The 22298-nt window shown below is 71.0% G+C and carries 19 protein-coding genes; 9 read left to right on the top strand and 10 right to left on the bottom strand.

What is annotated here, in order from left to right; translation table 11 throughout:
* Positions 1-38: 38 nt before the first annotated feature.
* From AB0O19_RS20230 to AB0O19_RS20190, 9 genes are all read right to left on the bottom strand, one after another.
* Complete coding sequence (locus tag AB0O19_RS20230) at positions 39-569, bottom strand: hypothetical protein (RefSeq protein WP_363621150.1); 531 nt, start codon at positions 567-569, stop codon at positions 39-41.
* Between the two features lie 190 nt (positions 570-759).
* Positions 760-3204, bottom strand: coding sequence for a hypothetical protein (locus tag AB0O19_RS20225; RefSeq protein WP_363621148.1), 2445 nt, complete (start codon positions 3202-3204; stop codon positions 760-762).
* A 156-nt stretch (positions 3205-3360) separates the two neighbouring features.
* Positions 3361-3903, bottom strand: coding sequence for a hypothetical protein (locus tag AB0O19_RS20220; protein ID WP_363621146.1), 543 nt, complete (start codon positions 3901-3903; stop codon positions 3361-3363).
* 495 nt (positions 3904-4398) lie between these two features.
* On the bottom strand, positions 4399-4728 hold the full coding sequence (locus AB0O19_RS20215; RefSeq protein WP_363621144.1) for a hypothetical protein: 330 nt from the start codon (positions 4726-4728) through the stop codon (positions 4399-4401).
* A gap of 132 nt (positions 4729-4860) precedes the next feature.
* Positions 4861-5583 (bottom strand): hypothetical protein, encoded by a 723-nt coding sequence (locus AB0O19_RS20210; RefSeq protein WP_363621141.1) that lies wholly within the window; start codon positions 5581-5583, stop codon positions 4861-4863.
* Between the two features lie 113 nt (positions 5584-5696).
* Positions 5697-7280 carry a mobilization protein gene (locus tag AB0O19_RS20205; RefSeq protein ID WP_363621139.1) on the bottom strand — a complete coding sequence of 528 codons (1584 nt, stop codon included), beginning with the start codon at positions 7278-7280 and terminating at the stop codon, positions 5697-5699.
* Between the two features lie 103 nt (positions 7281-7383).
* Entirely contained in the window at positions 7384-7806 is a 423-nt protein-coding gene (mobC, locus tag AB0O19_RS20200; RefSeq protein ID WP_363621138.1) for a plasmid mobilization relaxosome protein MobC, read from the bottom strand.
* 381 nt (positions 7807-8187) lie between these two features.
* Positions 8188-9312 (bottom strand): DUF3631 domain-containing protein, encoded by a 1125-nt coding sequence (locus AB0O19_RS20195; protein ID WP_363621136.1) that lies wholly within the window; start codon positions 9310-9312, stop codon positions 8188-8190.
* A gap of 514 nt (positions 9313-9826) precedes the next feature.
* Complete coding sequence (locus AB0O19_RS20190) at positions 9827-10042, bottom strand: helix-turn-helix domain-containing protein (protein WP_363621134.1); 216 nt, start codon at positions 10040-10042, stop codon at positions 9827-9829.
* 659 nt (positions 10043-10701) lie between these two features.
* Between AB0O19_RS20190 and AB0O19_RS20185 the strand changes: the two genes are divergently transcribed.
* On the top strand, positions 10702-11997 hold the full coding sequence (locus AB0O19_RS20185) for a site-specific integrase (RefSeq protein WP_363621132.1): 1296 nt from the start codon (positions 10702-10704) through the stop codon (positions 11995-11997).
* Between the two features lie 71 nt (positions 11998-12068).
* Here AB0O19_RS20185 and AB0O19_RS20180 read toward each other — a convergent pair whose 3' ends face one another.
* On the bottom strand, positions 12069-12707 hold the full coding sequence (locus AB0O19_RS20180; protein ID WP_363621130.1) for an ATP-binding protein: 639 nt from the start codon (positions 12705-12707) through the stop codon (positions 12069-12071).
* Between the two features lie 229 nt (positions 12708-12936).
* Here AB0O19_RS20180 and AB0O19_RS20175 point away from each other — a divergent pair, with 229 nt between their 5' ends.
* The 8 genes from AB0O19_RS20175 (at position 12937) to serS (ending at position 22271) form a co-directional block, all read left to right on the top strand.
* The gene (locus AB0O19_RS20175; protein ID WP_363581468.1) at positions 12937-13767 is read left to right on the top strand and encodes a hypothetical protein; all 831 of its coding nucleotides are present in this window, start codon (positions 12937-12939) and stop codon (positions 13765-13767) included.
* 222 nt (positions 13768-13989) lie between these two features.
* A complete protein-coding gene (locus tag AB0O19_RS20170; protein WP_363581470.1) occupies positions 13990-14745 on the top strand; it encodes a YcnI family protein in 756 nt (251 codons plus the stop codon).
* Between the two features lie 79 nt (positions 14746-14824).
* Positions 14825-15493 carry an SCO family protein gene (locus AB0O19_RS20165; RefSeq protein WP_363581472.1) on the top strand — a complete coding sequence of 223 codons (669 nt, stop codon included), beginning with the start codon at positions 14825-14827 and terminating at the stop codon, positions 15491-15493.
* Positions 15490-16011, top strand: a complete 522-nt coding sequence (locus AB0O19_RS20160; RefSeq protein WP_363621128.1) for a copper chaperone PCu(A)C — start codon at positions 15490-15492, stop codon at positions 16009-16011. Before AB0O19_RS20165 ends, AB0O19_RS20160 begins: the two co-directional genes overlap by 4 nt.
* Before the next feature lie 13 nt (positions 16012-16024).
* On the top strand, positions 16025-18040 hold the full coding sequence (locus tag AB0O19_RS20155; protein ID WP_363621126.1) for a FixH family protein: 2016 nt from the start codon (positions 16025-16027) through the stop codon (positions 18038-18040).
* A gap of 5 nt (positions 18041-18045) precedes the next feature.
* Positions 18046-19398, top strand: coding sequence for an iron uptake transporter deferrochelatase/peroxidase subunit (gene efeB, locus AB0O19_RS20150; protein WP_363621124.1), 1353 nt, complete (start codon positions 18046-18048; stop codon positions 19396-19398).
* A 125-nt stretch (positions 19399-19523) separates the two neighbouring features.
* On the top strand, positions 19524-20459 hold the full coding sequence (gene pheA, locus AB0O19_RS20145; protein WP_363581480.1) for a prephenate dehydratase: 936 nt from the start codon (positions 19524-19526) through the stop codon (positions 20457-20459).
* Between the two features lie 537 nt (positions 20460-20996).
* Positions 20997-22271 (top strand): serine--tRNA ligase, encoded by a 1275-nt coding sequence (gene serS / locus AB0O19_RS20140; protein ID WP_363581482.1) that lies wholly within the window; start codon positions 20997-20999, stop codon positions 22269-22271.
* Positions 22272-22298: the final 27 nt, after the last annotated feature.

Raw genomic sequence — 22298 nt, 5'->3', positions numbered from 1 at the left:
GGCACTCTAACGAGAGCTGACCTGGGCGACGTTCCTGGCTAACGGGGGTCTTTCTGCTGCGGCTCGGCCTGCCGACGATGACTTCGCAGGCTGTCGGCAGCCTTTGATTGGCCGAATCGAGCAGCGAGAGACGCAAGCTCATCAAGAAGGTGGGCTGTGGTGTCCGGCTTCATGCCGCCGATGAGTTCCTGGAGGAGTTTGGCCGTTGCGACCCAGGCGGTGGCCGGGTCACAGGACGCGATCCTGACGATGAGTTGGTCGATTTGATCGATGGCTCCTGCCGACAGGCCCTGCGGGTGCCGAAGGGCAAGGTGGGCAAGCGCCAAGCTCGGGTCCTTGCGCAGTGCGTCCCGAAACGACTCGCTGAGTTCGATCTCTCGCCGGTGTTGCTCCTCCTTCAGGTTGTGCTCATAGATGCGTTGCGCGGATTGTGCGGCGCGATCAACGTCGTCGGATGTCCCCCACAGTCGTACAGATGCCCAGCTGAGGGATACCGGCATACCCGGCACAGGGGTCGGCAGGCCGAAGTGAGCATTGACGCGTTTCTCCACGGTCAGCGCGTCGGGCAACGCGTGGGCTCCCGCGATCTTCCGGATGACGGTGAGAACGTGGTCCGCCGCAGCGGCCTCAGGATCGTGATGCCGGTCGGGTCCGGGCGAGTCGCGCCAGTGGCCTGTGGCCTCGAACTGGAATCGATAGCATTCAGCCGAGCTCGGCACCGTACCGGCAACGTGCAGAGCTCCGTCTCGCGCCTCCGAACTACGGCTGCGAAACACTGGAGCCGGTTCCCGGGTTGGTGGTGGGGTCCGCGGCCCTGACCCAGTCGATTAGCGAGTCACGGAAGCGGGCACGTTCTGTCAGTGGCTTCCTCGGCTCGGACGGTTCCCAGTGACTAGCCAGCCGGTTCAGGCTCAGGAACCGGACAGCACTGTTGTCCTCAGGGGCGTCGTGAACCGCGTGGGCGAGAATGCCGAACACAGTGTCGTGCTGGTCAGGAACAGTGGCCAACGCTTCCATCCACACCTTGAACGCGTCGATCGCGCTCTCAGGGGCAGCGTCGTACTCCAGGGCAGTGCGCCAACTCTGGATGATCCAAGGAAGATCGTTCTCGTAGTCGCCCCCTGCAACCAGCAGGGACGGTGTGCCATTCTCTTCCACTCGGCTGGCGAGATACAGGAACGCGTGGCTGCTGGAGCGGCGAAGCGATTCCCTGGAGCTCTTGGCCCATTTGCGCAGCACCTTCCGGGCCCTTTGCCGCTGGTCAGGGTGCTCCCACATCGCGTTGATCGCTTCACCCACCGCAGCAGTGACTGCGGGGTTACCGCTGGCCGCCAGTTCACCCAGTCGGAGCAGTGCTTCCTTTGGGTAGACCTGGCTCACCTGCTGGCACACGCCGGCCAAAGCGGCACGAAGGCTGTCGGGCTCCTTGTCATTGCGGGCCCAGATGAGGCTCTGCTCCCTCACAAGACGGCCGATCTTGCTGTCCACAGCCGCAATCGACAGGAGGTCCCGGGCGTGCTCCCGGAGGAGCTTGCTGGCAGACCACTCCTTGGCCACCGACTTCAGCACGTCCACGGAACGGCTCTTCTGGGTGTGGCGAATCACCCACACCGCAACGCGGTCGGCGAGCTGTGTCCCGCGATCGCCATCCAGGCTGGCGGCCTGCTTGGCGGTCCACTCGGTGAAGCTATCGACGAGATGGGCTCGGTCCATCAGGAAGTACTCGACGACAGCCTCGGCATAACCCGCGCTGGGCAGGGTGACCAGGCCATCGGCAGAGAGCTCAGCACCGATCATGAAGGTCAGCTCGATGATTCCCGGTCCCTGCTGGCCGGGTCGCGGCTCGGGCGTCTCCCCGAGGGTGACGGCAAGGCTCTCCGAGGCACGGTAGATCAGGTCAACCGGGGTGCCATCCATGGCTGCAGCGGCGAGGAGGAAGTTGCGGTGGTCGCTGTCAGGATGTCCGATGTGCCATGTACGTAGCTGGTTACGCCAGTCGGCCATCGCTTCGATGACACGTTCGACCCGCTGGTTGAACTCGTCGATGGGTTTCCCATCGGTCGTCGCAGTAGCAGCCAAGGCTGCGACTGGCCACTTCTCCTCAGCCGTGATGGCATCGGCCCATCGCTTCACCTCGCCCGGCAACTTGCCAGTGATGGCCTGGTCGATCCGACTGTCCGCAATCCACCGCTCGGGCCTTTTGCAGCCAGCCGCCCGCAGATGGGCCCGCAGGACATCCGGCGCCTCCGGCGCCTGGAGCGGGACGTAGACCTCGTCGCTGCCTTCGCTGATCGTTGCCCAGACCTGTGGGCTGGCAAGCACCACAAGGTACGACGTCGCGGTCTTGAGCATGGTGGTGTCCTGAAGCGAGTAGCCCAAGCCGCCCGCCACGGTGTCGCCCTCGGCCCTGAGATCGAGGATCCAGCCGACGTTCTCCTGGCCGGTCAGGTCAGTGAGCGAGAACGGGTCCCCCGGCTCCCGGTGGAAGCGCTTGAGCGTGAGTCCCTTGTTGAGTCGCCGCAGGAGGTCGAGGCCAGTGGGTTCGCGACCCGAACCGTTCTCACCAAGAAGTACGACGACGTGGTCCTCGCGCAGCTTGTCGGCGGCATCCTTCTCGTTCTTGGGCGGGACGTAGACGGCGAGCTGCTGGTCGACCCAGTCGTCGCGCAAGTCGACGGTACGCATTCCATTGATGATGTTCTGGAACTGCATGCCGATGGCAACGCCGTTGTTCGTGCCGAAGCTCTGCCGCACCGCCAGCCCGGACGTCTCTGCCTTGCCAGACGATGGTGAAAGGGCTGTGGCTTGCCCGTGTGTGTCGCCGGGCGCCGTCCGCTCGACCGGCTCGGTGGCCGTGGCGGGCGGGTAGGAACCCTGTGCGCCCACGTCATCCAGCAGTTGCTGGAGAGTGTCCCGTTCCTGCGAGCCAGTGTTCACTCGCGGGCCGCGACCGTGCTGGGCCGCAACGTCGTCCGAGTTCACATCGTTCGCCAGGCCAGCAGTGCCGCGTGCCGGCGCAAGTTCCACGTACTCGGCCGGGTTGTTATCTCCAGGTTGCTGGTGCCGGGAGCGGTGATTGGCGGCGCCGTGCTCAGCGTCATAGTCGTCCGGTTCTGCGGCCACGGTCGGTACCGGCGGCAGGTCCGGGGCCGAAGGCAGGGGACGAGTGGTCTCGGAACCGGTCACATCCTCGGCGCTACCCATCGGAGCCCAATCCGCAGGAGTCGAAGGAGGCGAAGCTGGCTGGTCATCGGCCGGACCGTGGCCCATGAAACGGAAAGGCGGGTTCATGACGGGCTTCTCCTGGTCGTAGGCGAGTTGAGTGCCGGGGAGCGCTCGCGGGCCTGGGGGGTCAGCCCTTCATGCCTCACCACCAATGACAGGGGCGGACATCCCAATCACCGTGGCACCGCTGTTGACGGTCTTGAGCTCCTGCTCGACCGTCCCCGTGACGATCGCCTCATCCGCCCGCATGCCGGTTACATTGCCGGTCACGTTGTCGATTCGCTGCACGACAAACGGGGCGGAGCGTTCGCGGTTCTCACCGGTGAAGGTGAAACGGTGCGAGTAGATCTCTTCGAGTGCCATGCGGAGCTGGCCGAGGACATCGGTCAGCACCGTGTCGTCCGGCACCACCAGGGCCGGGTCCTGCTGGTACCGCGCGAGTACCGTCCTGGCCATGCGCAGCTGTGCGGCGTGCTCACGCAGGCGCTGCTCATCGACCACGAGTGGCAGGGCAACGGTTCCTTCGAGCGTCGACGGCAGGTCGGACGTGGTGAGTTCGTCGGTGGTGTCGCGGCCCTCGTTGCGATTGAGAAGTGCGTCAACGCGCCCGTAGAGGAAGGTGAAAGTCGGCTGGAGAGCCGCAGCAGCCACAGCAGAGAGACTGAGAACGTCGGACATCGGATCCCCCCGAGAAGGTACTAGCTGATCACCAGACAGCCATTCATACATCCCGAGAGGTTGGTGGCGCGACGAAAATGAAGATGATGGCCAAAAGCAGAGCAGAGAAAACGGATGGCGATCTTTCGATTCGCCAACTCATCGTTCAAACATTCGACCAAATGGAGATCTTCGAACACGCCCCAGTCACTCGCGCGGCGGCATGCCCCCCACTCCGTGCCCGTGCAGCAGGAAGGGCAACTCATCGGGACTAAGACGCATGCGAGCGACTCTCCAGGCCACATCTGGATCAAGCAGGCCGCCGCACGCACGCACCAGTCGCAGCGCGTACCAGCTCGTCAGCGGAGAGAGGACCCACCGATATAACGTCACCGGTGGAGTGTGGCACGCCGACGAGCGGCTCCATGCGTTGAAATTCGGCCGATAGTCCAAATGTTCGGATTTTCGGAGCCGCACAATCCGGAATTCAGGCGCCACGCACACGCGAATTGATCTTCAATCCCAGGTGGCGCCGGCCAGCAGTCCGTCGAAGGCGAGGGCCCTCATCGCGGCGTCGAAGTCGAGCCACTCATGTTCGGATTCGGTGAAGGAGAGGTCGAAGTTAGCGCGGGTGAGGTCGGGCTCGTGCCATTCGGCCGCGCAGCGGCAGCGGACGAAGACCTGGTGGCGGACGTTGAGGAGGAGCCAGTCGCGGCGAGCGCGGCAGTTGGGGCAGATGATCGGGATTCCGCGGGCGTCGAGTTCACCAGGGTGGGGAACGGCTCGGATGACGATCCGGTGGGGCTCGGAGTGCGGGTCGTGGCAGGCGGGTTCGTAGTCGGTCAAGTGGTGCCCTTCCGTGTCGGCGACGGTCGCAAGCACACAAGACGCACGGCGGCCGGGTTGGTTCCCGGCCGCCGGAATGAACATCACATCGACACCTTGGCCCGGCAGTTGCTCGGCCGAGGCACTGGATGGTTAGCCCTGGTCGCGGTCCGCGATGATGCCCATGCCGGGGCCGAGGATGTCGGAGAGGCGCAGGTACTCGATCCGGTCCTCCTCGGTCATGTGCGAGGCCGGGTCGTGGATCAGGGTGCCGTCCGGGATGTCGCCGAAGTACCTTTCCATCAGTGCGCGGACGGCGCGAGGGGCGTCGGCTTCCCTCTCCTGCTCGAAGTCGAGTTCAAGCTGCGTCTGGGCACGGGCGGCGCCGATCTCCTTGGGGGTGCAGCTGCGTACGAGGGCTCGCTCCTGCTTCGTGAGGGACCGCCCGTCGTGGTGGGTCCAGGTGCTGGAGTCAAGGGACGCCCGGAGGTTGGTGTCGAGCAGCAGGGTGACGACCTCCGGGCGGACACCGGTGCGGACGATGCTGCGCAGGCGCTGGTACTCGCTGCGATCCGTGTCGGTCATGGCGGCGACGATGTGCTCGTCAGGGGCGCCGTCCGGGAGCTTGATCGAGTAGCGGTACCAGAGGATGCGGAGGGCGTTGGCCGGGTCGCCAAGCCCGTGGTCGAGCAGGATCCTCCGCGTGGAGGAGAGGGTTTCCAGCTCCACCTCCGTTGCGTCGTGAGCGGTGGCCTGTTCCTCCGTGGTGAAGGGGCGTCCGTCGTTGTGGGACCAGGTGTTGGTGTCGGGGCGGTAGATGAAGTCGGCGTCGTTCAGCAGGAGGAAGACGTCGCGACGGCAGTCGGGCTGGGACAAGGGGAAGGTCTCCGGAGGGTGGGGTTGGTACTGGTAGCCGGTGTCGGCTCGCTGGGGCTTGTGCCTGCCGGGCGGGGCGCGGGGCAGTGGGTTCTCCCTTGTACTTGTAGGGGTCAGCGTCGGCGGGTGGAGTCGTTCGCAGCCGGGCCGGTGGCCGGTGCAGGGGCGGTGGGTGTCGCGGTGGCGCGTGCGGTGGTGGTCTTGGTCCGGGCTGCGGTGGTGCGCTCGCCAACGGTGTTCTTGCGGGTGCGGGCTCGCACTGACCACAGGAGGTTCTGGGCAGGCGAGTTGGCGCCCGCGAGGTCATGCGGCTGGGCGGCCTGATCGAGGGCCTCACCGATGTCGTGGCCTGCTTGTTCGGCGTCGGCCAGGACGGTGGCGAGGGCGGGCCAGGCGGGGTCGGCGGTGATGCTCTCCGCGTGGTCGGGCAGCACGGTCCGGACGGCGTGCTGGTAGCGGGTAAGGGTGTGGGTTACGGGGGTGCCGTGGGCCAGGTCGGCCAACGGCTGGGCGGCGGCCTGCTGGTAGGCAGCGTTGAGGTGGGTGCCGGCCTGCCAGGCGGCCTCGGCCTGCTGTTGGTGGCCGCGCCGGGCGTGCCACTGAGCCGCAGCGATCACCGCGGCGGCGACCATGAAGAGGACCAGGGCGAGGATCTCGCCGTCCTTGGTGCCGCCGGTGAAGAGCAGTTCGCGGGTGACGCGGTGCAGGGCGCCGGCCTTGCGGTGGTGGGGTTTGATGCGGGAGCGGTTGGCGCGTTCGAACACCTCTGTGGCGGCTCGGAGTTGTTGTCGGTATGGGAGTGGGCTGAGGGCGGCGGTGATGTCGAGGAGTTCACCGAGGGCGGCGATGTGAGCTTGGCCGGCCTGGTCGTCGCTGGTGCGCAGAGCGTGGGGGACGGCCTCGGTAGTGCGGGCGGCGCGGTGCCAGGCGACGGCTTGATCACCGGCGCCAGCACCAGGTTCGATGCTGGCGAAGCGCTGGCGGATCTTGGGCAGGGACAGGTCGGAGGCAAGCGTGCTGCCGCTGAACCATGCCGTCTCACCCGGCAGGGTCACGCTGTAGCCGCCGACGTCGCCGGACGGCAGCCGACGCGGCTTGACCTGGACGCCGAACTCTTCGAGGGCGAGGAAGAACTGCTCCTCGCTGCTGGAGGCGGCAACCGCCAGCCGGACCTTCGTCCGGAGCTGTTCGCGGGCGGTGGCGGGGTGACCGAGTCGCTTGGCGCGGTGCTGCTCGGCCTGGGTGGGGCGCTTGGCGGCGGTCCCGTCACCCGGTCGGACACGCCGGAGGCCGTAGTCGACTTCGATCTTGCGGGCCTCGCGCTGGGCGCGGGTGAAGTCACGGCCGTTCTTCGGTGTGCGCCCGTCCTGGCGCACCAGGGTCGCGACGATGTGGATGTGGTCGGCGTTGTGCCGTACCGCGACCCAGCGGCACGCTTTGGTGTCGCCCTCGGGGGCGATCCCGGTGGCGCGCAGGATGCGCCGGGTGATGGCGGCCCACTCGGCGTCGGAGAGGATGCGGTCCTCGGGTGCCGCCCGCACGGAGCAGTGCCATACGGTCGTGGGCGGCCGGTTCTCGGGCCCAAGGGCGTTGACCGGCAGGTCGAGTTGGGCGGCGAGCTTGGCGATGGTGTCCCTGGGGCCGCGCTTGCGCTCTGGGGCGGGGTCGGGGGCGAGGCCGTTCCACGAGGCGATCATGTGCGGGTCCTCGTGCTCGTCGGCCTTGCCCGGCCCGTAGAGGTACTGGATGAGGACGTAGGTGCCGCCGGAGTTGTGGTCGATGCTGGGGATCAGTGCGTGTTCACCTTCCGATGATCGAGGCGGTGGCGGCGTCGATGCCGTCCAGGCTCTGCACGACGCGGTCGAAGACGTGCTGCAGGTGAGCCGGCGGTGTGCCGCCGACCCACAGGTTGTGGGCGATCTGGTTGAGGTTGTTGCCGATGGCGGCAGCCTGCCGGTCGGCCTCCATCAGCTCTTGCAGCAGGCGGCGGGTATCGGCGACAGCGGCCTCGGGGTTGTCGCTGCGGGCTGCGGCCAGGGTGACGGCGGCGGCGTAGCCGCCGGGCTTGAGGCCGCTCGCCGAGGCGGCGGCCTGAACGTCGGCCCACTCCCCGTCGCTGAACACCGGATGGCAGCGGTTACGGCGGCGCATCTTCAGGTACTGGCGGTGCCGGATCCCGGGCATGACGCCCGGATCGCGCTCGGCGAGGCCGGAGGAACTCACCGACTGCGGCTCCTCTTCCACCGGCACCCCTGGGCCGGAACCGGTCGCCGCTTCCGCCACCCCCGGGGCGGAAGCGGCGACGGCCGGCGCCCCCTCCGGGGCGGCGGCGCCGTGTGGACTCCACACGGCCCAACTTGCTGCCGCGCGGCCCTCGGTTCCGTGCTGCGCTGGGGAGTTGGCGTCGATGGTCGGGTCGGTGTCTCGGTGCACTCATGGGTCCTTACGCGTCGGGAGGTCGTCGGGGTGCTGCCCCGGCCCGCTCGGGGGCCAGGGCAGCGGGTACCGGCGGACCGGTTGCACTCGTCGCACTCGTACCGGGTGGGCCGGACGGGCACGCGAGCGAAGGGGGTGGGACGAGTGGGACGGGCTCGGCAGGCAGGGTCAGGCCGCGCTGTCGCCCTCGGCCTGCGGCAGCGCGGGCTCGGGACAGTAGCGGCGCCACGGGTCGAGGAGGTCGTTTCGGACGAAGCCCTTGGCCTGCCGGGTGTCGGGGAAGCGGATGTTGGACGAGGAGACGCCGAAGTCCTTGAGCAGGAGTTGCAGTCCGCGCGCGGACAGACCGCTGACGCCGTACTCAGCCCACGGCGCCTCCTCCAACGCCCGCAGTTGGGCGAGGAGCGTGGCAGTGGCGAGGGCGGGCGGATCACCGAGAGCGGTGAACACGGTCCGGATGTCCTGCAGGATCCGGATCTTGGCGCCGTCGCCGTCGTCGTCCAGACCGGCCTCGTGAGCGCACATCGCCGCGCACGCGGCGCGTGCGGTGGCGGGCCAGTGCCCGCCGGCCAGGTCGGCGACGATCACCAGCGGCTCCCACGTGTCGGCGGCGCGGTCGGTCACCGGCATGGCGGGCAGCATCCCCACCGCCCTCGGCAGCAGCGGGCGGAGCCAGTCGGCGACCCGGTCGCGCAGGCCGTGGAGCGGCTTGGTGTCGAGGGCCGAGCGGAACGGCTGCACGGTCTCACCCGGTGCACGGCGGCGCATCCGGACGACCACCGAGCGGTCCATGATCGTGTCCGGGAGATCTCCGATCCCGGCCAGGGCGGCCATCGCGAAGGTCGGGAACTTGCCCGGCCTCATGTCCGGTCCGTTGCCGACCATGCGGACCGCCGGGCGGTTGCGCTGGTGGCCGGCGTTCAGCACACCGCGCAGTTCCTCGTTCCGCTCGGCGGCCTTCGACGTGCCGAACAGCGTGTCAGCCTCGTCCACCAGCAGGGTCGGCGGGTCCTCGGTGATCGAGCGGAAGACCGCGGGCAGGCTGGCGTTCACCGTGATCAGCGGGTCGTGGACCGTCTCGGTGACGATGTCCAGCAGCCGCGACTTGCCGCAGCGCTTGGCCGGACCGACCACCGCCAGCCGGGGCGCATGCTGCCACGCCGGCTGCCCGTGCGAGGCCGTCACCCACAGCGTCACCGCGTCCAACGCGTGCGGGGACGGCAGCACGACGAACCGGGCGAGCGTGGACCGCAGCTCGTCCAGGAGCACCGCACCCGGGTCCGCGCGGACCACCGGGACCGCCTCCGGACCGAACCGGACCGGACCGTCGTCCGGACCGGACGGGACCGGACCGTCCGCAACACCGGTCCCCGTCACCGGACCGTCGATCCGGACGGTCCCCGTCTGCGGACCGGCGGTCCGGAACGGACCCGCAAAGCGGTCCGCCGGTCCGTCCCCGTCCGGCGAACCGCTCCGCTCGGTCCGCTCGGTCCGCACCTGCGGACCACCGTCCACTGAAATGGTCCGGGACCGGTCCCTGTGTTCCGCCACAGGCTGCGGACTGTCCCCGGGTTCGCTCCCCGTGTCCGGACCGTCCGCAGCGGACGGACGACGGCCGTCCGCAGAGTCCGGAACCGACAACGGTCCCGTCGAAGGTATGGAAGGCATGCTCTCCAAGGAGTCTCCTAACTGCGGTCCCGGACCGTGGAGTCCGAGACCGCCGAGTTGAGCGGTGATGTGGGGAAGGGTGGTACGGCCCGCCGACGCGCTGGGCGACGGGGACGGGAGCTGACCGTGCAGGCGATGCTCAGGCGGCGCGGCCTGAGCTGAGGTCGTCCAGCCATGCCTCCACCTCGGTCCAGCGGTAGCGCAGGTGCCGGCCGACCTTGATCGCCTTCGGGCCTTGGCCCCGGTGCTTCCACCCGTAGACGGTGTCGAGGGGCACCTGTAGGTGGTCGGCGAGCTCCTGGGCGGTGGCCAGCGGGCGGCGGTCGGCAGTGGTGGCGTGGAAGGGCTTGGTCACGGATCTCCGATGGGCAGGGAACAAGGGCAGGCCGAAATAGGCGGTCCCTTTTCGGGCCGCCTGCTCGGGTGAGCGGTGGAAGTTCAGCAGGAGGTCGGCCAATTTCCTAGAAAGAGGCCGAGCCCCCTCTCGGGAGCCTCCTGCGAACGCGATCCGGGCGAGTATGACCGGCCTGCGGCTCGGGACCTAAAACGGACCGAGCATCGCCCACCCTGGCTGGGTGCACGAAGGCGCCGCCCGCAGGTGACGGCGCCCATTAAGACCGTAGGAGCCGGGCTATCCCCCCGGCAAGGATTTCGGGAAGATCGCGGCAAAGATCTTGCTGAGCGCGCCAGGCCAGCGCGCTTGGGCCGCCATCAGCACTCCCCCAGCGAGGTCGCGTGGCCCAGGCCCAGGCGACCACCACATGCCCCTCTCGTGAAGGCTCGCGGATTTCCCGGGACGATCTGACACTATTTGGCACTATCGGCCGCCGACGAGACGATCAAGCACCGTCCATTTGACAAACGCCCGCCGGCCGATGAATATCCAACACCCGCCCGAAGCCAGCGTTGATCGCGGCTTATCGGATCTGCGGTTCGCCCGCGAGAAAAATCCCCCCATTACCCACCGCCGCCCACCCAGCCGCGTATCCCCATGCCCTCGACCGAAGGAGCCGAATGGCGACCGTTTACGACACCTGGCACAAGTCCTACCCCCGCCCGACCGACAAGCCCTGCCGCGAGCACAAGGGCAAGTACCCGAGCGCCGACCACGGCAAGGGCAAGCGCTGGCAGGTTCGCTACCGCGACCCCGACGATGTCCAGCGCAAGGAGGACTTCGAGCTCAAGACGAAGGCCGATGACCGCGCCGCCGAGCTCAAGGTCACGCTCAAGGACGGCACCTACATCGACCCGAACGCGGGGAAGACGACCGTGGCCGAGTACGCCGAGACGTGGCTGGAGGCCGTCACTCCCGGCCCGACCACCCTGGAACGCTACGACGGCGTGGTGCGCAACCACATTGTGGCCCGCCTGGGGAAGTTGGAGCTCCGGGCGCTCAAGCCGACCACGATCAAGCGCTGGATAAGGCGACTTCAGGACGAAGGCTTCGCCTCGTCCAGCATCGGCTGGTACGGCTCCGTCCTGATCATGATGCTGGATGCGGCAGTTGACGACGGAGCGATCGCCACCAACCCCTGCCGGGCGAAGTCGGTGAGCTTCCCGAAGGTGGAGAAGGAGCCGGTCGTCCCGTGGTCCGTGGAGCGCGTCCACGCGGTCATCAACGGCCTGCCGGAGCGCTTCCAGGCCGGCGGCTCCGTCGCGTTCGGCTGCGGGCTGCGACAGGGCGAGGTCTTCGCCCTGTCCGTCGACGACGTCGACTTCCGTCGCCGCATGGTGACGGTTCGGCGGCAGGTCCGCTTCGTGGCGAAGAAGATGGTGTTCGCGCTGCCGAAGGGCGGCAAGGTCCGACAGGTCCCGCTGCCCGATGGGCTGGCGAGGGCGCTCAAGGCCCACATGAAGAAGTTCCCGCCGACCCGGGTCACGCTCCCCTGGCGCCTCGCCGATGGCGACGGCCACACCGCGAACCTGCTCTTCACCGACGAGAACGCCAAGCCGTACCACCGCAGCGTCTTCAACGCGGGCGCTTGGAAACTGGCGCTCGTCGCGGCGGGAGTCATCCCGCCGCGCGAGAAGGGGGCGAAGTACTTCCAGGCGGCCCCGGACGACGGCATGCACGCCCTGCGGCATGCCTACGCCTCGGTGCTGCTGGATGCAGGCGAGACGATCAAGGCACTGGCGGCCTACCTCGGCCACAGCGACCCGGGCTTCACGCTCCGGACCTACACCCACCTGATGCCGACGAGCGAGTCGCGGACCCGCTCCGCGATCGACAGGGTGCTTCCTGGTGCGAAGGCGGGGCACTCCGCGCCGAAATCCGAGGGCATGTGCCCCACGTGTGCCCTGGCAGCCTGATCCCGGCCTCGCGTTCGCCGCGACCTGGGCCCAGGAAGAGGCCATTCGTGCAGGTCAGAGAGCCACACCCCCTACGACGCCGCCCGCAGCAGGGCGCCGTCCTGCCACTTGAGGATCTTGTCGAAGCTCACGATGGCGCCCCGGAGCGGGTGGTTGCGGAGCTGGACGTGGTCGGTGAGGGCGTGGATGAGGAAGAGGCCCCGGCCGGATTCGGCGGTGAGGTCCGGGAGGGTGTCGAGGTCCACGGGCCGCAGCGTGGGCGCCGTGGGGCGGGCGGGGAGGACGTGGGTGTCGTAGGGGTGGCCGTCGCGCCGGGGCTGGTGGCCGGTGAGGACGCGGGCCGGGACGGTGGCGCGGCCTCGGCGGGGGCGGCGGTGCGCGGCCGGGCGGGGCGGCGGCGGGGGGACGGGGCGGCGGCGCAGCGCCGGGGCGGGGGTGCCGACGGGGCCGGGCAGGCCGGGGCCGGAGTCGGTGACCTCGATCCGCAGGCGGTCGCCGCTGATCGAGGCGGTGACCTGGAAGCCGCCGTCGGGCCGCCCGCAGGCGCCGTGCTCGACGGCGTTGGCGCAGGCCTCGCTGAGGGCGACGCCGAGGTCGTGGGCGATCTGCGGGTCGACGCCCGCCGTCGCCATGGCACCGAGCAGGATGCGCCGGGCCAGCGGGACGCTGGCCGGGTCGCGCTTGAGGTGCAGAGTCCACCAGATGTCCACGGGAGGTCCCTCCTGGCTGCGGCTCCACATACAACTAGGTATCTCCGGGCGATTCGGCGGTGAACCGTGCCCGGGGCCCGCTGCCGCCCGTTCGGCGGATGGACTGAGGCCGTGGATTGTGCCGAGTGGCGCACTCTCCGGCCTGCACGCCGCTGCCGAACGGGGCATTCGTAGGGATTTCCCACCCTGCCCACGCGGGCGAGGTAGGCGGTGAGATGATGTCTCGGCCATGACTGCCCTCCCCGCCGCCCCGCTCCCGGGCGCCCTCGCACCGGATGCGCCGGTGGGGGCCGCCGCCTGGGACCTGCGGCTTGCCCGGGCCGTCCCGTTCGCCCTGGTGTGCACGTTGATAGCGGCCGCCGGGCACGCCCTGGCGGGTGGCGGGAACGTGCCGCCGGCCGCGTTGGCGACGGGCTTCGCCGCGGTGCTGGTGCTCGCGGTGGCCTGCGGTGGGCGGGAGCGTTCGCTGACGGCCATCGCCGGTGCGCTGGGCGCGGGGCAGCTCGGGCTGCACTGCCTGTTCCACAGCTTCAACGGCCACGCCGCGATCGGCGGCATGGCCGGCATGCACCACGGCGGCTCCGGTCCGCTGACCCTGCCGACCGTGGCGGGCCGGCTGATCTGCAACGAGGCGCGCCCCGGCACGCTGGCCGGCCTGCCGGGGAGCCCGACCGCCGAGCAGCTGGTCTCCTCGGCGGGCCTGGACCCGAACGCGTACGCCGTCGCCCCGTGGTGGCAGGGCGGCGTGTTCGGGATGACGCCGTCGATGCTGGCCGGGCACCTGGCCGCCGCGCTGGTCGCGGGCTGGTGGCTGCGGCGCGGTGAGGCGGCGCTGTGGCGGCTGGTGCGGGTGACCGCGTCGGCGGCCCGGGAGCACTGGGCGGCGCCGCTGCGGTCGGCGCTGGTGCTGGTGGCGGCGTTGCTGCGCGGCCTGTTCGGCGCGGCCGGTCCGGCCCGCCGGTTCGGCGTCCGGGGCGGGGAGAGTCCGCTTCCGGCGGGTGCCGCGCTGCGGCACAGCGTGGTGCGGCGCGGTCCGCCGCTCGGGGCCTTCGCGTACTGATCCGGCTCCTGGCGCCCCGTTCGTGTCGGGCCCCGGTCGTGCGCAGCGTCCCGGGCCGGTCCCGCGTGTCCCCGACATCCCGTGTGTCCCCGACACGCCGACGGCCCCGTTCCGCCCCCACACGTCCCCAGCACGTCCCCACGCGCGGCCCCGCCGAGGCACGGTCTTCCCGTCGCCCGGACGCGGGCCGGTCCGCCGAGCTCCGATCGGAGACACCGCATCATGCGTTCCCTTCCCACCCGCCGTCTCGCCGCCGTCGCCCTCACCGCCGCCGCCTCCGTGGTGGCGCTGGCCGGTCCCGCGTTCGCGCACGTCACCGTGAACCCGGGTGCGGCCGCCCAGGGCGGCTACACGGCCGTCGACTTCCGGGTGCCGAACGAGAGCGACGCCGCCGGCACCGTGAAGCTGGAGGTCAACCTCCCGCTGGACCACCCGCTGGCCTCCGTCCGCACCCTGCCGCTGCCGGGCTGGACCGCGACCGTCGAGAAGGCGAAGCTCGACAAGCCGATCAAGGTGCACGGCAGCGACGTCAACGAGGCCGTCTCCAAGATCACCTGGACCGCCGACGCCGGCACCAAGATCGCCCCCGGTCAGTTCCAGGAGTTCCGGGTCTCGATCGGCCCGCTGCCGTCCGACGCCGACAGCATGGTCTTCAAGACCCTGCAGACCTACGACAACGGCGACATCGTCCGCTGGATCGACGAGTCCAAGGACGGCCAGCCCGAGCCGGCCCACCCGGCCCCCGTCCTGAAGCTCACCAAGGCCGCCGCCGGTGAGGACGCCCACGGCGGCGTCACCGCCTCCCCCTCCGCGGGCGCCCACGGCGACAGCTCCGACCACGCCGCGGCCCCGGCCGGCGCCAAGTCCAGCGACTCCACCGCCCGGGTGCTCGGCGTGGTCGGCATCGTGGTCGGCGTGATCGGCACCGCCGTCGGCGTGCTCGGCCTGCGCCGCCGGAGCAGCGGCTCCGCCTCCTGACCCACCCCGCCGGCGGGGCCGTACCCACGCCCCGGGTACGGTCCCGCCGGCGGTCCCACCCCGCACGATCGGATCTCCCATGCTCCGCACCACCCGCACCACCCGCCTGGCCGGCGCGGCCGCCGTCGCGCTCGCCGCCGCCCTGACGCTGACCGCCTGCGGCTCCTCCGGGGGCGGCTCGACCGCCGCCAAGGTCGTCCAGCAGAAGTCCGACTCGCCGTACCAGGGCACGGTGCTCACCAAGAACTTCGAGAAGCCCGACCTCCAGCTGACCGACACCTCCGGCCAGCCGTACGACCTGCGGCAGCAGACCAACGGCAAGACCACGCTGCTGTTCTTCGGCTACACCAGCTGCCCGGACGTCTGCCCGACCACCATGGGCGACATCGGCGTCGCGATGAAGGCGCTCCCGGCCGAGGAGCGGCAGAAGGTCAACGTCGTCTTCGTCTCCACCGACCCGCAGCGCGACACCCCCAAGGTGCTGCGCACCTGGCTGGACTCGATGGGCAGCGACTTCATAGGCCTGACCGGCGACCTGGCCAAGGTGAAGACGGCCGCCAGGTCGCTCGGCATCATGATCGAGGACCCGGTGGTCAATGCGGACGGCACCGTCACCTCGACCCACGGCGCGCAGGTGCTGGCCTTCCTCCCCTCGGACGACAAGGCGCACGTGCTCTACCTGAGCGGCACCGAGGAGAAGACCTACGAGCACGACCTGCCGCTGCTCGCCAAGGGGGTCGCGGCATGAAGGCCTCGACCGGCCACGCCCCGGCCGGCCGCGCGACCCTCGGCTTCCGGCGGACGGCGCTCACGGGCGCGGTACTGGCGACGGCACTGGGCGGCGGCGCCATCCTGGTCGCCTGCGGGGCAGGCGGTCAGGGCGGTGGCGGCGGCGGGGCGGCGAAGCTGAGCGTCGCCGACTCCTACATCCCGCTGCCCCCGGCCGGCGGGATGGCCGCCGGTTACCTGACCGTCCGCAACGACGGCGGGCAGGACCAGCTGGTCAAGGTGAGCAGCCCGGGCGCCGAGTCCGTCACCATGCACCGCTCGACCCCGTCGAGCATGGAGCAGGTCCCGAGCCTGGACGTGCCCGCGCACGGCGCGTTGGAGTTCGCCCGCGGCGGTACCCACCTGATGATCATGGGATGGCAGAAGGCCCCCGCCCTCGGCGACGAGCTGGAGCTCGACCTCACCTTCGCCAAGTCCGGCACCCTGTCGGTCAAGGTGCCGGTCAAGGAGCTCACCTACCGCCCCGGCCAGAGTTAAGGGGACCGCCAGCATGGAGAAGGCCGCCCACCGCCGCATCGCCGGACTGCTCGGGACGCTCGGCGCGCTGCTCGCGCTGATGCTCGCCGGTGCCGGACCGGCCGCCGCGCACGCCACCCTGGAGTCCACCGACCCGCACCAGAACTCGGTGGTCGCCACCGCCCCGCAGGCGGTCACGCTGACCTTCAGCGAGTCCGTGTCGCTGTCCAGCGACTCGGTGCGGGTGCTCGACCCGGCCGGCAAGGCGGTGGACACCGGCAACCCCGGGCACGCCGACGGCAAGGCGGACACCGCCCGGGTCGGACTGAACAGCGGGCTCGCCAACGGCACGTACACCGTCGCCTGGCGGGCCGTCTCGGAGGACTCGCACCCGATCGGCGGCGCGTTCACCTTCTCCATCGGCGCGCCCTCGGACACCTCGGTGTCCGCCACCGCGCTCCAGGGCGCCAAGGCCGACGGCCTGGTCTCCGCCCTCTACGGCACCGGGCGCACCGTCGCGTACGCGGCGTTCGCGCTGCTCGCCGGCGTCGCCGCGTTCGTGCTGATCTGCTGGCCGGAGGGCGCCGCCCGGCGCCGGATGCAGCGGCTGCTGATGACCGGCTGGGCGGCGCTGCTGGCCTCCACCGTCGCGGTGCTGATGCTGCGCGGCCCGTACGAGCGCGGTTCGGGGATCGGCAAGGCCCTCGACCTGTCGCTGGTGCGCGCCACCCTGGACGAGCGGATCGGCACCGCGCTGGCCGCCCGGCTGCTGCTGCTCGCGGCGAGCGGGGTGTTCCTGTCGCTGCTGGTCGGCCAGTTGGGGCAGCCGGCCCGGCCGGCGGTGCGGCCCGGCGGTGCCGGGAGCACGGGGAGCGCCGGAGGCGCGGGCGACGAGGAGGCCGAGGAGGCCGAGCTGCGGGAGCTGGAGCAGCGCGCCGCCGAGCGGCCGCAGCGCGAGGCCCGGCTGGGCCTCGGCGTCGCCGGGCTGGTGCTCTCGATCGCCCTGGCGGCGACCTGGGTCGGCGCCGACCACGCCTCGGTCGGCATCCAGGTCTGGCTGTCGCTGCCGCTCGGCATGCTGCACCTGATCGCGATGGCGCTCTGGCTGGGCGGCCTGGCCGCGTTGCTGGTCGCGCTGCGCGAGGGTGTCGGCGCGCAGGTCGTCGACCGCTTCTCGAAGGTCGCCTTCGGCTCGGTCGCGGTGCTGGCCGCCACCGGCGTCTACCAGTCCTGGCGCGGCCTCGGCAGCTGGGGCGCGCTGACCGGCACCGAGTACGGGCGGCTGCTGCTGGTGAAGACCGGCTGCGTGGCCGTGATGCTCGGCGCCGCCTGGTTCTCCCGCACCTGGCTGGCCCGGCTGCGCGCGGCCCCGACCGAGGCGGCGGAGGTCGAGCCGGCCGCTGTGCCGGAGCCGGTCGGCGTCGCCGCCGCGCACTCCGAGGACCCGCTCCGGCAGGCCCAGCTGGCCCGCCAGCAGGCGGCCCGGGAGAGCGCCGGGCGCGAGCGCGGACTGACCCCGACCCGGGCCGGGCTGCGCCGCTCGGTGCTGGTCGAGGCACTGGTCGCGGTGGCGGTGCTGGTGGTCACCACGATGCTCACCAACTCCCCGCCCGGGCGGGTGGCGAGCGAGGTCAAGGCCGGTGCCGCCGCACCCGCCGCCGGACCGGCCGCCGGGGGCGCGCCCGCCCCGCAGACCGAGCCGGGCCGCACCGTGGAGCTCAAGCTCCCGTACGACACCAAGGGCCGCACCCCGAACGCCAAGGGGACGGCGACCGTCACCCTCAACCCGGCCCGGACCGGTCCGAACGAGGTGCACCTCGCGCTGACCGGCGCGGACGGGCAGCCGGTGGACGTCCCCGAGGTGCAGCTCGCCTTCACCCTGCCGGACCGCGACCTCGGCCCGCTGCCGGTGGCGCTCACCCCGGAGGGCACCGGCCGCTGGAGCGGCACCGCGCAGCTGCCGCTGGCCGGCACCTGGGTGGTGTCGGTGCAGATCCGCTCCTCCGACATCGACCAGACCACCCCGACCCAGCAGTTCAAGATCGGCTGACCGCGATGGAGCACACCTCGACGGACCGCACCACGGCGGACCGCACCACGGCGGACCGCACCACGGCGGACCGGGCCACGGTGCCGAGGCCCGCGGCACAGGGTGCTCAGGCGCCCGGCCGCGCCGGCTTCACCCGGCGGGCCCTGCTCGGCACCGCCGGCGCCGGGCTGCTGGCCGGCGCCGGAGCCGGCGTCGCCGGGGCGGTCGCCCTGGACCGCCGCCCCGGCGCGGCGCCCGCCGCCGGGCCGGGCGGCGCGCTCGGCGCGGCCCGGGTGCCGTTCCACGGCGAGCACCAGGCCGGCATCCTCGAACCCCAGCAGGCCCGGGTCCAGCTGGCCGCCTTCGACCTGGCCGAGGGCGCCGGCCGGGACGGGCTGCGCGCCCTGCTCCAGCGCTGGACGAAGACCGCCGAGCGGCTGACCGCCGGGGAGCCGGCCGAGGACGCCGACAACCAGGTGGCGCTGGACGCCGGCCCCTGCTCGCTCACCCTCACCGTCGGCTTCGGCGCCGCCCTGTTCGACAAGGCCGGGCTGGCCGACCGCCGCCCGCAGGCGCTCGAACCGCTGCCGCCCTTCCCCGCCGACGCGCTCGACCCCGCACGCGGCGACGGCGACCTGTTCGTCCAGATCGGCGCCGACGACGCCCTGGTGGCCGTGCACGCGCTGCGGGTGCTGCAACGCCAGGCGGCCGGCACGGCGGCGCTGCGCTGGCAGTCGGCCGGCTTCGCCCGTACGCCGGGTGCCACCGCGCGCCCGATGACCGGCCGCAACCTGATGGGCCAGATCGACGGCACCAACAACCCCCGGCCGGGCGAGGACGGCTTCGCCGCCAAGGTGTTCTGCACCGCCGGGCCGGACCAGCCGGCCTGGCTCGCCGGCGGCTCGTACCTGGTGTTCCGGCGGATCCGGATGCTGCTGGACAACTGGGAGGCGCTGCCGACCGACCGGCAGGAGCGGGTGATCGGGCGGCGCAAGTCGGACGGCGCGCCGCTCGGCGCACCCGCCGGGGCCGGCGAGCGCACCCCCGTCGACCTGGCCGCGCAGGGCCCGGACGGCGCGCTGGCGATCCCCGCCGACGCGCACGTCCGGGTGGCCGCCCCGGCCGCCAACGGCGGGGCGGCGATGCTGCGGCGCGGGTTCTCGTACCACGACGGCCTGCTGCCCGACGGCTCGCCGGACGCCGGGCTGCTCTTCCTCGCCTTCCAGGCCGACCCGCGCAAGGGCTTCACCCCGGTGCAGCGCAAGCTGGCCCGGGGGGACGGACTCTCCCGCTTCCTGCGGCACGAGGCCAGCGGCCTGTACGCGGTGCCGCCGGGCGTCCCGGCCGGCGGCTACCTCGGCCAGCAGCTCTTCGAGTAGCACGCCCCCGGCGGTCTCCGGTCCCGGCCACCGAAACGCTTTCCTGGCCGACGGGCGGAGTCGTTATGGTGACTTCTTCGGCAACACCCCTGCCCCGGTTCCCCCCTGTTTCCCACGGAGGCGTCATGTCGGCCACCCGCTACACCTACCTCGGCCCGGCCGGCACCTTCACCGAGGCTGCGCTGCGCACCCTGCCCGAGGCCGCGACCCGGGAGCTGGTGCCGCTGGCCTCGGTACCGCTGGTGCTGGACGCGGTGCGCGGCGGGGACGCCTCCGGGGCGTTCGTCCCGATCGAGAACTCGGTCGAGGGCGCCGTCACCGCGACCAATGACGAACTCGCCGCCGGTGCACCGCTGATGATCTACCGTGAGGTCCTGCTGCCGATCTCCTTCGCGCTGCTGGTGCGGCCGGGCACCGACCTGGCGGGGGTCAAGACGGTGACCAGCCACCCGGTGGCCCAGGCGCAGGTGCGCCGCTGGCTGGCGGCCAACCTGCCGGACGCGCAGTGGGAGTCGGCCGCCTCCAACGCGGACGGCGCCCGGCTGGTCGCCGAGGGCCGCTACGACGGGGCGTTCGCGGGCGAGTTCGCGGCGCCGATCTACGGCCTGGACCCGCTGGTCAAGGACATCGCGGACGCGCAGACCGCGACCACCCGGTTCGTCCTGGTCGGCCGCCCGGGCCGGGTCTCCTCGCCGACCGGCGCGGACAAGACCTCGATGGTGGTCTGGCTGCCGGACGACCACCCGGGCGCGCTGCTGGAGCTGCTCCAGGAGTTCGCGGTGCGCGGGGTCAACCTGATGCGGATCGAGTCGCGGCCGACCGGCGAGGGCATCGGCAACTACTGCTTCCTGATCGACTGCGAGGGGCACCTGTCCGAGCGCCGGGTGGCGGAGGCCCTGATGGGGCTGAAGCGGATCAGCCCGCAGGTGCGGTTCCTCGGCTCCTATCCGCGCGCCGACCGGCAGGTCTCCACGCACCGGCGGCCGGGGACCTCGGACGACGATTTCACGGCCGCCGCCGACTGGCTCTCCCGGTGCCTCGACGGGCGCGGCGACATCTGATCCACGCGAGGGCATTGTGACGACATCTGATCGATGCCCTTTGTCTTTCCACCCTTTTCCGATCGTTTTCTCCCGGCCGGACGGAAGGGGGCGGGTGACCGCACCCTTCGTCCACAGGGGCCCGCGGCGCCGGAACCCGCCATCCACAGGGGCGGGGACTATCCACAGCCGAAAGTTATCCACAGGCCTGGGGATGAGTCGACAAACCGGTATAGCCACTGCAGGTTTCGGTCGGATCATTGGTTAGCGGCGTAGAGATGACTAATCGGACCAGAGTCACCCGTGTGCCAGCAAATCACCCGTCTGAGTGCTTCAATTCCCTCACCCGAGAAGGTCAAATGAGGTTTGAAACCTCAATTCCCTGGCTTCGGTGATCGGAGGGCCAACCTCCCCTTCAATCCACAGGCACCGCCCGGATCCTGTGGATAACCCCGGCCCCGCCCGTTCCCCACAGAAGTTATCCACAGGATCCGGGCGGTTATCCCCAGGGGAAAACCCGTACCGGTGGATGAGCCTCCGCCCGGTACGCTTGGGCCTGTGATTGACCTTCGCCTGCTTCGTGAGGACCCTGACCGAGTGCGCGCCTCGCAGCGCGTCCGTGGCGAGGACGTCGACCTGGTCGACGCCCTCCTCTCCGCCGACGAACGGCGCCGGTCCTCGGGCAGTCGCTTCGACGAACTGCGCAGCGAGCAGCGGACGCTCGGCAAGCAGGTCGCCCAGGCCAAGGGCGAGGAGAAGGCCGCCCTGCTGCAGCGCACCAAGGAGCTGGCCGCCGAGGTCAAGGCCGCGGACGCCGAGCAGGGCGCGGCCAAGGAGGAGGCCGATCGCCTGCTCCGCTCGCTGGCGAACCTCATCGACCCGGCCGCCCCGGTCGGCGGCGAGGAGGACTTCGTCACCCTGGAGGAGATCGGCACCCCGCGCGACTTCGCCGCCGAGGGCTTCGAGCCGCGCGACCACGTCGAGCTCGGCCAGATCCTGGGCGCGATCGACACCGAGCGCGGCGCCAAGGTCGCCGGCGCCCGCTCCTACTACCTGACCGGCGTCGGCGCGCTGCTGGAGCTCGCCCTGGTCAACATGGCCATCGCCCAGGCCACCGCGGCCGGCTTCATCCCGATGATCACCCCGACCCTGGTCCGGCCCGCCGCCATGGACGGCACCGGCTTCCTCGGCCAGGCCGCCGAGAACGTGTACCACCTCGCCGAGGACGACCGGTACCTGGTCGGCACCAGCGAGGTCCCGCTCGCCGCGTACCACATGGACGAGATCCTCGACGCCGAGAAGCTGCCGCTGCGCTACGCCGGCTACTCGTCCTGCTTCCGCCGCGAGGCCGGCACCTACGGCAAGGACACCCGCGGCATCATCCGCGTCCACCAGTTCGAGAAGGTGGAGATGTTCGTCTACACCACTCCCGAGGACGCCGAGAACGAGCACCGCCGCCTGCTCCAGTGGGAGAAGGACTTCCTCAACGCGCTGGAGCTGCCCTACCGGGTGATCGACGTCGCCTCCGGCGACCTCGGCGCCTCGGCCGCGCGCAAGTTCGACATCGAGGCCTGGATCCCGACCCAGGGCAAGTACCGCGAGGTCACCTCGACCTCCAACACCACCGAGTACCAGGCCCGCCGGCTCGCCATCCGGATGCGCGAGGAGGGCAAGACCCGCCCGCTGGCCACCCTGAACGGCACCCTGGTCGCCGTCCCGCGCACCATCGTGGCGATCCTGGAGAACCACCAGCAGGCCGACGGCTCGGTGGTCGTGCCCGAGGCACTGCGGCCGTTCCTCGGCGGGCGGACCGTCCTCGAACCGGTCAAGTAGCACCGCGCCACCCGCACCACCCGCAAC

The sequence above is a fragment of the Kitasatospora sp. NPDC091276 genome, from assembly GCF_040684355.1.
Classification (GTDB): domain Bacteria; phylum Actinomycetota; class Actinomycetes; order Streptomycetales; family Streptomycetaceae; genus Kitasatospora.
Note: the sequence above shows the minus strand (reverse complement) of the source record. Positions and strands in the feature narration are given on the sequence as shown.